Source organism: Salegentibacter sp. T436, from assembly GCF_001932675.1.
In the GTDB taxonomy this organism is placed as follows: Bacteria; Bacteroidota; Bacteroidia; order Flavobacteriales; family Flavobacteriaceae; genus Salegentibacter; species Salegentibacter agarivorans.
The window spans coordinates 4,045,016-4,060,725 of record NZ_CP012872.1 but is presented as its reverse complement, the minus strand read 5'-3'; the positions used below and the strand labels follow the sequence as shown (position 1 = coordinate 4,060,725).

Below are 15,710 nucleotides of genomic sequence, written 5' to 3'. Positions count from 1 at the left end.
GAAGGTGGAAAATAGGAAATATAATAGCAGCGGGAGTAACCCCTTGAATATTGAACCCGGTTATTTACTACGCCGAGGTACGGCCTATATGTTTGTATTCTTCTTTCTAGTGTTAATTCTGGCCGGCATTATTTCTTTTAATCAGGTTGTAAAGGGATCTGTAACTCTTACTTCAAAGAACCCTCCTGTTGAAATTAAAGTGAAAAGAGACGGAAAGCTTTCTGCTATTTATTATAAACCCGGAGACTCAATAGTAGCAGGAGATATTGTTGCAGTACTTGATAATCCTGCAAGCCAAAAAGATATAACTTTCCTAAAAGAAAGATTAGGGAAGGATTTTCTAAAGGTATTATCACTGGAAGCATTATTAATCGAATTTCCGGTAAACTTAAGTCTGGGAACTTCCTTACAGGCAGCATACAATAGGTTTTTAGAAGAATATCACAACCTTATCTTAGAAAATACACTTGGCCATAACCAAATAATGGAGCAAGGCTTACTCCAAAATATTAATAACCAGAAATCAATTTTAAATTCTAAAGAGGAGGAGTTTCAATTGATGGAAAACAGTCTTTCTATTTCAACTGAAAATATAAATCGCCATCGACAATTATTTGAAAAAGGAGTGATCTCAAAATTTGATTTGGAAAAGGTTGAGTTGGAATTTACCGAGAAGAATCGACAATACTCTTTACTGAAACAGCAGATGATTCAGTTACAGGCCGACAAGAGCAGGGCGAAAAGCGATCTTGAAATATTAAGATCTTCTGAAGAAAGAAAATTAAGCCTTCAGGAGGCGGAATTGGTTTTTGCAAAGCAAAATCTTCTTAATGAGATTTCAGAGTGGGAGGATAAAAATATTATAAAAAGTCCCGTTGCAGGTAGGCTTTCTTATAATCAGGTTTGGGGAGTACATCAGAATGTTGAAGAAGGCGATGTAGTGTTTACCATTGTTCCTTTTATGAGAAAAGATCTGCTAGGTAAATGTATCGTTCCTGTTCAAAATTCAGGTCAGATCAATAAGGGGCAAAAGGTGTATTTAAAGCTAGACAATTATCCATACAGGGAATGGGGAATGATAAAAGCTAGCGTTAATTCGATCTCGGAGGTTCCCAGCAGAGGTGAAGTGCCAGCATATATTGTTTATTTAGATGTGGATAGTTTAGTGACATCCTATGGAAAGGAGCTAATTCTCCATCAAGAATTAATAGGAACCGCAGAAATAGTGCTTGAAGAAGTCACTTTACTTAAGCGCATTTTTTACCAGTTTCGTCAGCTTTGGACAACCTAATTCAATTTAAGTATGGCACAAATCCCGAGGACATATAAATTAATCTTGGTTGGCTTAATGTTAGCATCAAATGTAATGGTTTCTATTTCCGGATATTCTCAGGATAATCTTAAAAAGAGAAATGAGAAAGTATCGACAAAATTATCCTATGAGGAAATTCATGATCTTGAGTATGAGGCATTAATAGACGAAGACACTGCTGCTCTAGGCTTATTAATTAAGATTCATATGCGAAAAGCTTCAATTGAGAAGAATAATATTGAAAAGGCCAGAGCTTATTATTATAAAACAACTTTAGAAAAAACTATTCCTGCATTGGTATATGCAGATTCTATAATTAAGATTACTAAAGAGAGTACCCATCCCAATTATCCCGCGATTGGGTATGCACTTAAAGGACATCTCCATTACGAATCTGGAAATTTCCAGGTTGCACTTACCAATTACCTAAAAGCATATAATCTCGCTTTAACAAAAGAAAATGTTGATCAGCAAAGGGAATTTGCTCTTGCAATAGCCGCAATTAGAAATCTGTACGGACAACATTACGCCGCGGTTGAACTTTACAATAAATATTTAAAATTATTGAAGAACGAAGAGAATTTTGAGACGCAACATTACGATGATTACACCTTATTGCTGTTTAATCTCACCCTAACACATCTTCGATTGCAGTCAATAGATTCAGCTAGGTTCTATGCTAATCAGGGTATTAAATTAACCTCAAAGTTAAGGGATGATTCTAATTTTCAGGATTTTATTCTTTTAGATGCACAAATTAATTATTATGATAGTTCTTATGATAAAGCAAGGGATACCCTCCTTAAATATAATGGCTCTCTGGATGGAACCAGCAAAGCAATAAAATTATATTATCTAGGTAAAATTGAGGATAAACTGAATAATAAAAATCTTTCCATCAAATATTTTAAAGAAATTGATTCCATAGTTACCGCAACGGGAGATCCTTTTCCCGAGGTTAAAGATGTTTATCATGAACTAATTCTTAACTCAATAGACAAAGATGATAAACATGGGCAGATAGAATATATCGGGAAATTAATTGCCTACGATAGTTTACACTCCACAAAGCAGGAAAATGTTATAAATGCAGCTATGGCATCTTATGATATACCTTACTTAAAACATCAAAAGCGAGAGGCAGAAGCACAGCTTGAAAATAAGAAAACAATTATAACCGGAGTTGGATTATTGGCCGGTTTAGGAGGCTTTACTGGAATATTCTTCTTCGTTAGAACAATTCGAATACAAAGAAAGTTGAAAGTTTTACTCGAAGAAGGGATAGTAAGAAAAAAAATAATAAGTGAGCAACCAGTTAGTACCCATCCAAGTTCTGTACCTGAAGATATTAGGAAAGATATTTTAAATAAACTGGAAAAATTCGAAAACTCGGAAAGATTTTTAGATAAGGAATTAGATATGTCTACGCTAGCGCAGGAACTGGAGACAAATACTTCTTACCTTTCTGTAATTATCAATTCATATAAAGGCAAAACATTTCCTAATTACCTTAAAGATATTCGGATAGCAAAAGCAGTCCAGATGTTAAATAATGATCATAGTCTTTTGAGATTTAGTAATCAGGGATTAGCTGAAGTGTTTGGATTTAAAACAAGTGAATCTTTTTCTAAAGCTTTTTATAAGAACACCGGTATATATCCTTCAAAATTCATAAAGGAGTTGAACTTACGAAAAGTTGACGGTCATTTATAAATGGAAGGTATGTCTATGTTGCTAATTGTTGTCTGATGTAGTTATTTAGTAGCAAACAAATATTTATTAACCATTAAAATTTCAATCATGAAAAAAACATTAAAAGATTACCAGGGAAGAGCTTTAAAGAATTTAGAAAAAATTAAAGGAGGGGGAAACCCTGTAATTGATCGCGACAAGGTGAGACGGCCTAAGCCGGGTAAGTAGAAACTATCTGTTTTAATTAAAATGAGCCCGGACTGTTCCGGGCTTTTCAAAATTTAGAGTAATGAAAAACAAAGATCATCTCCTAATCCTATGTTTGAGCTTAGTATCATTAACCATTTCTTTTGGTCAACAGAACTTTACTCATTCTTATTACCCATCTCTTTCTAAGCAAGTGAGGATCATAAATGAATTTGGTTTTTCACTTTCAGATGACTATTCCAACTTGAATAATCTTGAAGACCCAAAAATAGACCAATGGTTAAAAGCCCAGGACTCTCTAGCGGAAGAGTATTTTTCTAAAAATGATCTTTTGCAAGATTATCAGGAAAAATTTGAAGAATATCAGAATCGTGAGAACGGAACAATCAGTATGATTAAAGTGAATGAAGAAGGAAACTATTTTTACATAAAATATGATCATATATCTGGTACAGATAAATTATATTTTAAAAAAAATCTCTCAGCAGATGAGGTGGAACTTTTTGATCCTGGAAATTATGATGATATAACAGAGGTGACTTATCTAGAACCCTCATTCGATGGAGATAAAATTGCCATTGGATATCAATCCGATGAAAATTTTTCATCTCGAGTTAGAATATTTGATGTAAAAAACAAGAAGTTTTATAGTGAAGTGATCACCAATATTAATCCATCATTTGGGGGGATTGAATGGTTGCCTGATAGCTCGGGTTTTATTTATCTCTATTTTCCAGTAGTAGATCAAAATAAACCGGACTATAAAAAGAATTCTTATTCTGTTCTTCATACATTAGGGAATATACCTGCTAAAAAGATGAAAGTTTTTGGGAATAGTAACACAGTTAATATCCCTGCAGATTTTTATCCAAAAGTAAAAATTGGTTCCAGTCAGGATAAATATATCATTGGATATTCTGCTACTTCCAATGATTACTATGACGCATATTTTGCTAAAGTTTCAGATATAGTATCAGGAAATGCTAATTGGATTCCTTTTTTTAATGTAGAGCAGAAAGTGTATACCACTGAAGGAGAAGTTAGGGGTGAGGAATTTATTTTCCGGCAGGGAAATAACACCGGAAATCAAATAAGCCGTATCCAATTCCATTCTCCCAACTTTAATAATCCAGAGGTACTTGCCGAAGGAACTAAAGAAAATCCAATTACCCAATTTAATGTTACTAAGGATCATATATATTACTCAAAATCTAAGTTAGGTGTTGAAGTTAGTCTCTGGAAAATTGATAAGGAAAAGAATATAACCAAATTAAAAACACCTTTTGTACCGGGGTATGTCACATTTTTTGGGGGATCAGTAAAAACTAATCATATTGGAATAGAATTAGATGGATGGATATCAAACTATACCAGGTTCATTATTGCAGAAGATAAAATTTTACAGAAAGAAGGATTGAAAACAGAAACCTTCTATCCTGAATTTGAAAATCTTATTGCAGAGCAAATAATGGTTGAAGGTCATGATGGGGTAGAGGTGCCATTATCTTTAATTTATGACCCCAACTTGCTAAATTCACAGAATGAGGTATTTATCTATGTTTATGGAGCTTATGGAGAAAGTTTAAGTCCATTTTTCTATCCTATTATTTTGGACTGGGCAGCCCAGGGAGGTATTCTTGCTTTTCCTCACGTAAGAGGAGGTGGAGAAAAGGGAAAAGAATGGCATATTCAGGGTCAGAAAACATTAAAGCATAATTCTTGGAGAGATCTTATTTCTTGTACTGAAGCACTAATCGATAAAGGTTTTACCAAAAGAGGATTAATTTCATTATATACATACAGTGCAGGTGGAATTACTGCAGGTATGGCCGTAAATGAACGTCCAGATCTTTTTTCTTCATACATAGCTGAAGTGCCTAGATTAAATCCTTTAGGTCTGGAATCATCTGCTACGGCCAGTAGTACAAGTTATTTAGAATATGGAACTGTAAAGGACAGCCTGGGGTTTGCAGGCCTGGTTAAAATGGATTCCTACTTCAATCTGAATTCGGAGAATAAATATCCACCGACTTTAATACTGCCAGCATCTCAAGATGACCGAATTCCTTTGTGGGATAGCGGTAAGTATATAGCTAAATTACAAAGCATTTCAGGGGAAGAAACACCCATTTTAATGGATATTGATTACCGCTATGGTCACGAAGGCCAGGGTAACGATGAGACCGTGATGCTTTATAGTAAAATTTTTAGTTTTGCCAGGAGTAACATGAGACAGTATCACTAAGCAACTCCCCAATCCTTTTAATAGCCATGATCAATCTGGCTTCACACTTTCCCATCTTCCAAATATTTTTGTTCGCTATGTTCGATAGCTTAAAAATTTATATTCATTTATAAATGAACTTATTTATTAATAAAAGGAATAATTCAGCAAGCACTTCTTAATAATATTGGTTTATAAATGTAGTATTTTGATTTATAAACCGAAATCCTTCCAATTTTTATCCTAACCTCTTTTGCCTGAAATTTAATGAATGGTTTATAACATAAGAGGTGAATTTTCTAATAACATCGGAAGAACTTTTGAAAGAAATTTCAAAAATAGAGGAATCTTCACCCTCTAGACTAAATGCATTCAATAGGGTTATAAAATACTGCCGAGAAGTTCTTGAAAACTACCGAAAGAATATTAGAAACTTCAAATTTAATTCATCTTCTGATGAAATTAAGTTTTTTAAGGAGGAAAAGCAAATTCCTCTTAGTCAGCTTATTTACTATACAAGCCTTCGAACGATTGAACTTGAATCAACTTCATCGGTTAAATACAAAAGGAAATATTTATCCAGGAAGATTAAAAAGATTAATAAGTTTTTTCAACGTAACAGGAAATTTCAGCTATATATTGATCTGGAACAAACCAGTATGGATAAATTTTATTTTACCCGGAAATTTCAAAATGAAGTGTCACACTATGATACTTCGCTATATTGGGATCCTGAATTCAATACTTCTCACGATATTCTTTTAGCTTATTTAAGAGCCTACAAAAGACTGCTTCCGTTTCTACAGAGACAAATGGAATTATTAGATCACCCACAATTTGAATATATCAATAAACACGATCTACATTGGACGGCCTCCAAAGTGGACCTTATTGAGCTCATTTATGCATTACATTTCTCAGGAGCTATTAATAATGGTTCTGCAAATATTATTGATATCGTTTCCCTTTTTGAAGTGATTTTTAATCAAAAGTTGGGCAATTGCTATAAGAAGCTTTCTGAAATTAAGGGTAGGAAAGGTAGAATCACCAAATTTTTGGACGAAATCACCTGGAATTTTGAACAAAAAATGAACCGTGAAAATGAGCTATAATTTTCGGTAGGTGAACGTAACTCCGAAAACTATTTTTCTGTCAATATTTAGTTACTTTTTTAATTTATTGCCATTTATTTTCCGCGGTAAAGCTCCCAAATATTACTATTTACAGGAAGTGTTAAATTATCTCGTAGTCCGGTAGACATAGTGAAATTAATTTCCTAAAGCTACTCAAATTTGCCTAGAAGTCAAATCAACAAAATCCCGCCGTGTAAAAAAGTATAACCATCGGTGGGATTTTAAACTAAAACTTTTTAAAAATGGCAAAAGAAATAATTACTACTGATGATCTAATGATTTTTAAGCTGGAGTTATTCGATGAGCTTAAAAGACTTTTTAATGAGCAGTCTAAAGGAAAACATAAAAGGTACGTGAAATCAGGGGAAGTGAGAAAACTACTTAATATTAGTTGGGGAACTTTACAGAATATACGAATTAACGGGAATCTGCCTTACACAAAAATAGGAGGTACGATTTTCTATGAATGGGAAGATATACAACGAGTTATGGATGAATTTAGGGTAGATAATAGTGATTAATTATGAATTACATAAAACACCTTACCGCGATTTTTTATCGCTTCAATGAGGATAGCCGGCTCAATCCTTCACACGTGAGTATTTATTATGCTTTATTCCATTATTGGAACGTATTTAGGTTCTGTAAGCAATTCTATATACAAAGGCAGGAAATTATGGAAGCTTCAAAGGTTGGTTCACTTTCAACCTACCATAAATGCATTAGAGAACTAAGTGATTGGAATTACATTTTGTATATGCCTTCTAAAAACCCCTTAAAAGGTAGCCAGGTTAAGATATCCATTTTTTGGACTAGTGATGAACAAGCAGAATATGAGCATTCAATTTGTAGTGTAAATGACCTGGATAAGTTTGAGACTTTTTTAGAACAGGTTGCAGAAGAGTCCGGAAAGAGTAGCGAAATAGCTCCGGTATATGAAATAAACAATATTAAACATATTAAACAGAATAAAACTTATTGGCCAAAAAGTGAATTAGAAGTTTTGAATTTTTTTAAAAAGAATGGTTGGCCAGATAATGAAGCTTCTAAGTTCTATCTCCACTATGAGGCTGTTGGTTGGAAAATTAATAGAAATACTCAGGTTGTAAACTGGCAGGCTTTAGCTAAGCGTTGGATCAAAAAAGCCGAGGAGATCCAGCAGAATATAAAATCAAAAAATCCAGATCATTTAAAAATAAAAAAAAATAAAAACTATGGAGAACCCTTGTGAAATAATTGAAGGCGGCGTGGTGTACAAGATCGGGAGATTTAAGGAAAAAGAAGTTTTGTATGATTTTCCTCTTATGCTCGAATACCTGCAAATAAAAGGAAAAATCCTTTTTGGTAAAGATTTTCACCTGTATAAAAAAGATGAAAAATTACTTTTCAAGCTTTGCAATTACATCATCGCAGATAAGGAAAAATGTCAAAAATTTGAACTCGATCCTGCCAAAGGAATTTTATTAACAGGTCCGGTAGGTTGTGGAAAAACAAGTTTTCTAAAATTATTACGCTACCTGGTACCGCACCAAAAAGAATATCAGGTAATTCCCTGCAGAAATATCGCTTTTGCCTTTCATCATCTTGGCTATAAAACAATTGAGGATTATGGGAACAGCAGCTATCTATGTTTTGATGATCTAGGGGTTGAGCCAGAAGGCAGGTTTTACGGAAAAGATTGCAATGTTATGGGCGAAATTCTCCTTTCCCGTTATGAATTGTTTTTGAATCATAAAGTTAGAACCCACGCTACAACAAATTTAAATGCCGGTGAACTTGAAGAACGCTATGGCTCGAGGGTTAGGAGTAGAATGCGCGAACTTTTTAACCTGATCTCATTTGATGAAAAAACTATTGATAAGAGGAAATAGAAAAAATCTTAATTATACTTTTGCCTAAGTATTCAAATACTCAATTTTACAACTTCAAAATCACAAATCTGACGTTTTTAACCTTCAACTTTCCATCTGCCCTAAAACTTATTAACAACTCAATTCGAGAATTTCATAAAATTTTATCTCATTTGAGATCAAAATAGCTCAAATAAGTACAAATTTAATTTTATTCACAAAATGATGTAACCTGGTGGAATTCAAGTGATTTAATTATATTTTTCTAAATAACAAAGTATTTGGAAAATGAAGATAGCCACATTTAATATTCAGAATTTATTCCATCGGGACAGAAGTTTTTTGGAAAAGCCATTCAATAAAAACAAAAAGGAATGGGAAATGGAGGTAGATCAACTATTGGAAAAGCCTTTTAAGTCAATTCAAGATAATGATCGGATAAGGGAATTAGCTTGTTTAGTCGGTATTGATAAATGTAATCAACTACCATATGCTGTTTTAAGGCGAAAAACCGGCTTTCTTTTTTTAAAGGGGAAGAATTACTCAAAGGAATTAAAAGCTTCAGAATTGACTGATTGGAACGGCTGGGTAGCACTTCAGAATTATCCATTGGACCCAATAGCTATAGTAAATAAAGCTAGGGTAATCGCCGATGTGAATCCTGATATTTTAGTTCTCCAGGAGATTGAAGACCGTGCATCTCTTGAAGAGTTTAATGATGAGTTTCTTTCCCGGTTTGGTTGCAGACCATTCCAAAAAACTTGTGTAATGCAAGGAAATAGCAAACGCGGTCAGGAAATAGGTATTCTTACCCGTAAAGGTTACGAGATTCAATCAATGCGAAGCCATATTTATGATTTAAATTTTCGTAGAGAAATTGTTTTCGATAAAGACCTGATGGAATATGAAATACTTACTGCCAGAGGTAATTCACTGTGCATCCTCACTACACATTTACAGGAGCAAACAGAGTATAATGTACATTCAGATGCTATAAGAAAGGCACAGACCGAAAAAATTGCTGAAGTATATCATAAATTATATGCAGAGGGTAAAAAGCATATTGCGGTAATGGGTACGCTCAATACCGTTTCATATTGTAATTCCCTTGCTCCTTTATTGCAAAGAACCAATTTAAAGTTAGTCACCAAGCATCCATCCTTTAATGTGGATTTCGACAAAGGAAAAGATGCTGGCTATTACAGTCTTGGAGCTTACCGGATGGGAGTAAATATCAAGCAAAAAGATTACCTGCTTTTATCCCCTGAACTTTTTGATAAAGTTAAAAGCAGCGGATTAAACCGTAAAGGCATCTGGCCGGATAAACGGCCCATGTGGTGGGTATATCCAAGTATACATTGTAAAGCTCACGCGGCCAGTGAGCATCCAGCAATTTGGGTGGATTTAAGTTGGTAGGGATTGTTTACGAAACGCCATATACGAGATCCATACGATGTTGATGTGAGAGGCGCATTCCCTCAGGAGGATTGGGCCATTTACTCGCTTACAAGCTAATATTAAAAACTAGAAGTCTTTTGAATTACTCCGTTTATTGTTTTAATATATCTCATAAATCCAATTTTAAATTTGCCATCAGGAATTGGTTTGTTATTAAGGTAAGCATAATCTCCTTTCGAAATCTCTGTAATATTTTGCCTTTCGATTCTTATAGTATTCAATTCATTTAGATAGTACACTTTTGGGTAAGATATTCTTATAATTCTACTCTGTTTAATTTCATAAAGAGTATTTGTTTTTTTTGTTCTAACTAGATCATACTCTATTTCTTCACCTTCTAAGGTGGCTCTCATTCCAATTTTAGGTTCTTCATTATTTTCTAAGAAAATTTCTAATGTTCCACCAGTAATTAATCTTCCAGAAATAACATTAAATTTTTTATGCTCAATTTTTCTTAAATAATTTTCAATATTTAAATCTGGAATAATTGTTTCGTTTGCTAAAATGAAATAGTCATTATTGAAACCATCACATTTTAGAGCCATTACACCTTCATCTGTGTATAATTGATTTAATAGTAACTTATCAACAATTCTATCAATTAGTAAAGAATTTGCAGCACCGATAAATTCCCATTTTCCAACTTGAACTTTCCCATTTAGTGACATTACCAACTCTCCATCTCTTTTAAAGATATATTTTTGATAGTTATTATCTTGATCAATTAAAACCCAGGGTTTATTTACGAATAGTTCAACTTTATCTAGTTGAATACTAAATCTTTCCAATCTATGTAATAAATTCTGTGCGTAAATTTTCATATTAAATATTTCTACTGTCACGGTTAAGGTTAAAATAAGTAGCGTGTAGGGTAGTGCAAGATTGGTTTAACCAGGGTAAATTTAGAGTCCTAAAATATAGAATTTAATTTAAAACTATATTATTTTCCTTAGTCCATGTGCTTACCCAGCATATATATTTTTCAATATGTCGATGATATTTATTAATCTGGAAGAAAGAATTCACTAATGGCTAACTAACCGTTTATTGCATTGCTTTTACCTAATTATAAAAGACCGAACAAAAACAAAAAAATCTTATTCGGTTGGTAATATATATTTAAAATAAGAAAGGGGGAAATCCATTATAATCTTTTTGCATTCTAAAAACTAACTTGCATTATTCTATTTATTTAACTCTAAATAAGTATTTCTTTCAGAAGCAGTTACTGTAGTATATTAAATCATAATATAAATTTTATGGCCTTGAATAAAAAAGCTGATTCAGGAGCAATTTTTCTTGATGATGACAACGAATACTTAGACTCAGCAATTAGATTAATAACGGAATCCAATTTTGAAATTAAAGATGATGGTTATTTAAGAGATCTAATTTGGAATGGAATGGGAAATGCCGGTTTAATTGATGATTATAAACATGAAAATTTCGACACGAATGATGAATGGTGGTCTATAAGTCATAAAACTTTAGATCAAAGAAAAGCACTTTTCCAAGATAGGGTGGAATATCTTTTAAATATGGTTATTAAGGAAAAGGAAAAGGATGAAGAATTCAATAATATAATTAAAGAATCCGATATAAAAAGAATTCTGATTAAACTTTGTCCTATGTGGCCTTTTTGCCGAAGAGAATTGGAATAGATGTGGCGATGGAAAAAGAAAAATCTTTTGAATATGCTCATAATGCCATTAAACTTATAATTAGTTTATCTACAGGAATAATTGCATTTACTATTACATTTTTAAAAGATATTTTAAAAGATGAAATTTCAGCAATATGTACGTTGAAATGGAGTTGGATAATCCTTGGGACTTCTATTCTTTTTGGAATAATTACAATTTTTTCAATTATAGGGAGTCTACACTCTTTGTCTACAACTAAAGATGAGAATAAAAAGAAAAAAATAGACGTCTACAGTTTAAATATACAACTACCTGCTATTATAACAATTTTTTCCTTTCTTGTGGGTGTAGCATTATTTATATCTTTTGCATTTAAAAACCTTTAATCAATCTATTTAAGAGAAGTAGAAAGCTGAAGGAATTTAAATAACGTTCTCCACTTATCGTATCTTAAGGGAGAAGGAAACATGAACTTGTCGGCTTAGTTTTGGTTTGTTGCTCAAGTTAATTATTTTTTTATTAAAGCTGTCTCATATTAGTGATTAACCAGCTTAAATAGCTGCGCTCGTAATTAACTATAATCTTTCTACTAGAACCACTAATAAAATGATGACTATTGTAGAGACTACGCCAATAATAACATTATTTGTTCCGTGGGCTTGATTGTCAAAATGATCTGGATTTTTCGGTCCGTTTAAATACTCTGTAAATTTATGTTTTGGTTTATTTTTAATTGTTCTCCCAATGGTTCCAAACCACCATCTTATTACCGCACCTATAAAGTTGAATATTATCTCTATTACAACAAATCCTATAAATTCACTCATTATGAATAGTTAGCTTTTATTTATTGATTTCTGAAATTTGGTTAAAATTTTCTTCTTTGTTTGGTAGTCATTTTATTTTTAAACTGGAAATATATTATAGAACCTAAAATGGGAAAAATTATTACTGCAATAAACCATATAATTCTAAAGTTTTCATTTTTGAAATGTGACTTATAAATATCAATTAAAGCCATATCCAAAGAATTATTGTTAGTGTAAATAGTAGAATTATAAGTATTTCAGTCATTTTCTTTCAATTGAATTTTTCTGATGCTTGTGGCTAAAGTTACGGTTTTAGAGTAGCGGGAAGAGGGACGCGAAGTTGTCGCCTTACCGTTTACTTTATTAGTTTTCTAAATTACACTTTTTCGGCTAAACCCGCTATTTGCTAAAACCGCTGTTAGATGCTGCCATTGTAGGCTTTAACGCAAGTTTTTCTTCATTAAAATATCAGTTTGTTTATCTCCACCTAAATCAAAAATATGTTCATCGAATTTTAGAAATCCGTTTTTTTCATAAAATCGAATTGCTCTTGGATTTTCTTCCCATACCCCTAGCCAAACATAATGAAGGTTTTTCTGTTTAGCGATATCAATTGCTTTTTTATAAAGTGCTTGACCAATCTTTTTACCTAAAAATTCTTTTAATACGTAGATGCGTTCAATTTCTAAAGCATTCTGATCATTTAATTCTGTTTGTGATTGATCAAAATTTACTTTAAGATATCCAACAATTCTTTTATCAATTTTAGCAAAATAAATTTCTGAATTTTCATCAGATATTTCACCACTTACTTTTTCTTTGGAGAAACTTTTTTTTAAATATTCTGCCATAAAAGCTGAAGAGTTTTGAGCACCAAATGTATCTTCAAATGTTTTTATTCCTATATCCCGCAGTTGATCTGTATCTTTAAGAGTAACCTTTTCAATTTCAATATTTTCCATTTTTCTTCTTACTATAAATTTTTATCAAAAATACTTGTTTTATATCCCAGGACCCATCACCATCTGGTAGAGTTGTTACCCCGGCGTTGTAGGCTTACACCTAAATTTTTCGTGAGTTTAATTAAATTTTAAAAACACACTTTTAAATTTGTAATGAATTTTGTTAGCTGCAGTATTTAATCCAAAGCCTAGTTATTCTTATTGAGTAAAATGTTGATATAGTGGTTTATTTGCTCAATTTGTTTGGCTTCTGTAGTTTTCGAAATGATATCATCCATAATTTCTTTTTGTTCATCTTTATTTAATGATTTGAACGAATCCTTTACACTTGCATCTTCAAAACATTTGAAAATTTCAGATTTTTTATTAATTCTATCATGTGTATGAAGATACAGGGTAACGGTAACTGTGTCTCCACCAGATTTGCCTATTGCTTTTCTTATTTCTTCGTTTATTGAAATCATTTTATCTTCTTCTTTCCGTGGTGCCAAATTCATTTCTTTCAACTCGTAATCATCAAGTAAACCAGAAACTTTTAGCGAACCCCAAGTTCCATCTATATCGGCTGTATTTGGTATGACAATATGGTATGTCCAAGCTCCGTTTCCGCTTTTATAGATCAATTCAAGCTTTTGTTTATCGACAATTTTTTTCATTCTGTAATTTATATTTTTTCTGAAATTGAAGGTAACGGTTGGGTTATCATAATTTGCGGAAGTATGGACACGGACTTGTCGGATTAGTTTTTTTCTTTCCTGGTTCCTAAAATTAAGCTTTTCCTACAATGTCCGTAACTTGAGATGAACGCTGTTTTATGCTGGCATTATCTATGCCTTCTGTACTTATAATATTTGTTGGGGATAATCAGTTCTTATTTAGCAATTCAGGAACCTTGTCATAATATTCTTGGGTCAAGACTTCTGTCCATTCTGTTGGTTTTTCTCCACTATAGAATGCTAAATATGTAACATCACTATCTTTTGTAGATGAGTGCCAATGTTCTGTATTTTTCTCGCACCTAATTACATCACCTTCTTTTAAAATTATAGGTTTTTTTCCTCTTTCTTGATAATATGCATCGCCATCTACAATAACTAAAACTTGCACTGAACTATGCTTATGCCAATCTAATGTTGAGTTAGCTTTAAAAGTTGCTTTTGTTATGTTATAACCTAATTCAGAGTCGTCGTGAATTATTGGATTTAACCAAGCTTCTCCAATGTAATGAGTATTTGGTGCTTTTGTACCCTCGGTTTGATATGAAGAAACATTATAATCAGAACTTTGTGAAAATAGAAATAAGGGGGCTAAAAATATCAGTGTGAAAATTGAATTTTTCATAATTTACTTTTAAAATTTTATTCTTCTTATTGTTCTTACATGCCTGAATGCATTCGTACAACGGTTACAATTTTGGACAAGTAACGGGAGTAGGGACGCGGACTGGTCGGCTTAGACCTAGTTTGTGGGTCAAGATACTTATTTTCTTTCTAACGCTGCCGCTTATTGGCGATTAACCGACTTGTTGCCAGTGCGGCTACCTACCAATTTTTAAAATTCTTATAGCACCTTGAATTACGAGAATGAATACGATTGTTCCAATAATTAAATCTGGTTTACTTGAATTTAACCAATTGGCTAGTAAAGCAGCAATTATAACACCTACATTTATTATTATATCATTTGAGGTGAAAATCATACTCGCTTTCATATGAGCTTCCTTTTTACTTTTAGATTTTTGAAGCAGGTATAAACAAATTCCATTTGCAATTAATGCTAAAATTGAAACAATTATCATTGTTGAAAAATCAGGCAGTTTTTCATTTCCAAAAAACCTTCTTAGAACTTCTGCAAATCCAATTAGCGCTAATAAAATTTGGAAATAACCAGCTAAATTGGCAATTTTTTTCTTTTTTACGATTGAACCTCCTACAGCAAAAAGACTAATTCCATAAACAAAAGAATCTGCTAGCATATCTAAACTATCTGCAACTAACCCCATAGATTTTGAGATTAAGCCAGTTGTCATTTCTATTATAAAAAATGCAAAATTTATTACTAGTACAGACCAAAGTAATTTCTTTTGTTGAGAATTTTCTTTGAATTCAGTTTGGTCGGTTTGTTCCGTCTTAATTTTTTTAGTTCCTAATTTTAGTCCGTTTAATGATTCTTCTATAGATTGAATTTCACCTTCGTGAAATACTGTTAATTTTCTATTCGGAATATCGAAATCAAGATTTTTAATACTAGAGATTTCATCTAATTTCATCCTTATCAGATTTTCTTCTGAAGGACAATCCATTTTTGAAATTTCGAAAATTGACTTATTCATTGAGGTTTAAATTTATCTAGCTTTTGCAAGATAAATTATGAATTTATACTTGAGAACTTTCTTGTTTAGAAATTTGATTTTTAACCTG

The 15,710-nt window shown here is 32.3% G+C and carries 17 protein-coding genes; 10 read left to right on the top strand and 7 right to left on the bottom strand.

Annotated elements, in window-relative coordinates:
- The first annotated feature begins 4 nt into the window (after nt 1–4).
- The 8 genes from AO058_RS18050 to AO058_RS18015 all read left to right on the top strand — a co-directional run bounded on the left by AO058_RS18050 (nt 5) and on the right by AO058_RS18015 (nt 9,834).
- Nucleotides 5–1,291: an HlyD family efflux transporter periplasmic adaptor subunit gene (locus tag AO058_RS18050; protein ID WP_075327806.1), complete on the top strand. Its 1,287-nt coding sequence runs from the start codon at nt 5–7 to the stop codon at nt 1,289–1,291.
- 57 nt (nt 1,292–1,348) lie between these two features.
- The gene (locus tag AO058_RS18045) at nt 1,349–3,025 is read left to right on the top strand and encodes a helix-turn-helix domain-containing protein (protein WP_198036125.1); all 1,677 of its coding nucleotides are present in this window, start codon (nt 1,349–1,351) and stop codon (nt 3,023–3,025) included.
- Between the two features lie 268 nt (nt 3,026–3,293).
- Nucleotides 3,294–5,456: a prolyl oligopeptidase family serine peptidase gene (locus tag AO058_RS18040; protein ID WP_083634220.1), complete on the top strand. Its 2,163-nt coding sequence runs from the start codon at nt 3,294–3,296 to the stop codon at nt 5,454–5,456.
- Between the two features lie 269 nt (nt 5,457–5,725).
- The gene (locus tag AO058_RS18035) at nt 5,726–6,547 is read left to right on the top strand and encodes an RteC domain-containing protein (RefSeq protein WP_075327803.1); all 822 of its coding nucleotides are present in this window, start codon (nt 5,726–5,728) and stop codon (nt 6,545–6,547) included.
- A 263-nt stretch (nt 6,548–6,810) separates the two neighbouring features.
- Entirely contained in the window at nt 6,811–7,089 is a 279-nt protein-coding gene (locus AO058_RS18030) for a DNA-binding protein (protein ID WP_075327802.1), read from the top strand.
- Nucleotides 7,090–7,091: 2 nt separating this feature from the next.
- Nucleotides 7,092–7,799: a hypothetical protein gene (locus AO058_RS18025; protein ID WP_075327801.1), complete on the top strand. Its 708-nt coding sequence runs from the start codon at nt 7,092–7,094 to the stop codon at nt 7,797–7,799.
- Nucleotides 7,783–8,439: an ATPase gene (locus AO058_RS18020; RefSeq protein ID WP_075327800.1), complete on the top strand. Its 657-nt coding sequence runs from the start codon at nt 7,783–7,785 to the stop codon at nt 8,437–8,439. The genes AO058_RS18025 and AO058_RS18020 overlap by 17 nt, the downstream gene beginning before the upstream one ends.
- 267 nt (nt 8,440–8,706) lie before the next feature.
- Complete coding sequence (locus tag AO058_RS18015) at nt 8,707–9,834, top strand: hypothetical protein (protein ID WP_075327799.1); 1,128 nt, start codon at nt 8,707–8,709, stop codon at nt 9,832–9,834.
- 101 nt (nt 9,835–9,935) lie between these two features.
- Here the strand turns inward: AO058_RS18015 and AO058_RS18010 are convergent, their stop codons facing one another.
- Nucleotides 9,936–10,697 carry a hypothetical protein gene (locus AO058_RS18010; RefSeq protein WP_075327798.1) on the bottom strand — a complete coding sequence of 254 codons (762 nt, stop codon included), beginning with the start codon at nt 10,695–10,697 and terminating at the stop codon, nt 9,936–9,938.
- Between the two features lie 444 nt (nt 10,698–11,141).
- Between AO058_RS18010 and AO058_RS18005 the strand changes: the two genes are divergently transcribed.
- Together AO058_RS18005 and AO058_RS18000 are read left to right on the top strand one after the other, a co-directional pair.
- Complete coding sequence (locus AO058_RS18005; RefSeq protein ID WP_156858166.1) at nt 11,142–11,537, top strand: hypothetical protein; 396 nt, start codon at nt 11,142–11,144, stop codon at nt 11,535–11,537.
- The gene (locus tag AO058_RS18000) at nt 11,516–11,905 is read left to right on the top strand and encodes a hypothetical protein (protein WP_156858165.1); all 390 of its coding nucleotides are present in this window, start codon (nt 11,516–11,518) and stop codon (nt 11,903–11,905) included. The genes AO058_RS18005 and AO058_RS18000 overlap by 22 nt, the downstream gene beginning before the upstream one ends.
- A 189-nt stretch (nt 11,906–12,094) precedes the next feature.
- Here AO058_RS18000 and AO058_RS17995 read toward each other — a convergent pair whose 3' ends face one another.
- From AO058_RS17995 to AO058_RS17970, 6 genes are all read right to left on the bottom strand, one after another.
- Nucleotides 12,095–12,346 (bottom strand): hypothetical protein, encoded by a 252-nt coding sequence (locus AO058_RS17995; RefSeq protein WP_075327795.1) that lies wholly within the window; start codon nt 12,344–12,346, stop codon nt 12,095–12,097.
- Nucleotides 12,347–12,387: 41 nt separating this feature from the next.
- Entirely contained in the window at nt 12,388–12,540 is a 153-nt protein-coding gene (locus AO058_RS18970; protein WP_083634219.1) for a PLD nuclease N-terminal domain-containing protein, read from the bottom strand.
- A 228-nt stretch (nt 12,541–12,768) separates the two neighbouring features.
- Nucleotides 12,769–13,290: a GNAT family N-acetyltransferase gene (locus AO058_RS17985; RefSeq protein ID WP_075327794.1), complete on the bottom strand. Its 522-nt coding sequence runs from the start codon at nt 13,288–13,290 to the stop codon at nt 12,769–12,771.
- Between the two features lie 188 nt (nt 13,291–13,478).
- Complete coding sequence (locus tag AO058_RS17980; RefSeq protein ID WP_075327793.1) at nt 13,479–13,946, bottom strand: DUF1905 domain-containing protein; 468 nt, start codon at nt 13,944–13,946, stop codon at nt 13,479–13,481.
- Nucleotides 13,947–14,154: 208 nt separating this feature from the next.
- Nucleotides 14,155–14,631, bottom strand: coding sequence for a cupin domain-containing protein (locus AO058_RS17975; protein WP_075327792.1), 477 nt, complete (start codon nt 14,629–14,631; stop codon nt 14,155–14,157).
- Between the two features lie 196 nt (nt 14,632–14,827).
- The gene (locus AO058_RS17970) at nt 14,828–15,622 is read right to left on the bottom strand and encodes a cation transporter (protein ID WP_075327791.1); all 795 of its coding nucleotides are present in this window, start codon (nt 15,620–15,622) and stop codon (nt 14,828–14,830) included.
- Nucleotides 15,623–15,710: the final 88 nt, after the last annotated feature.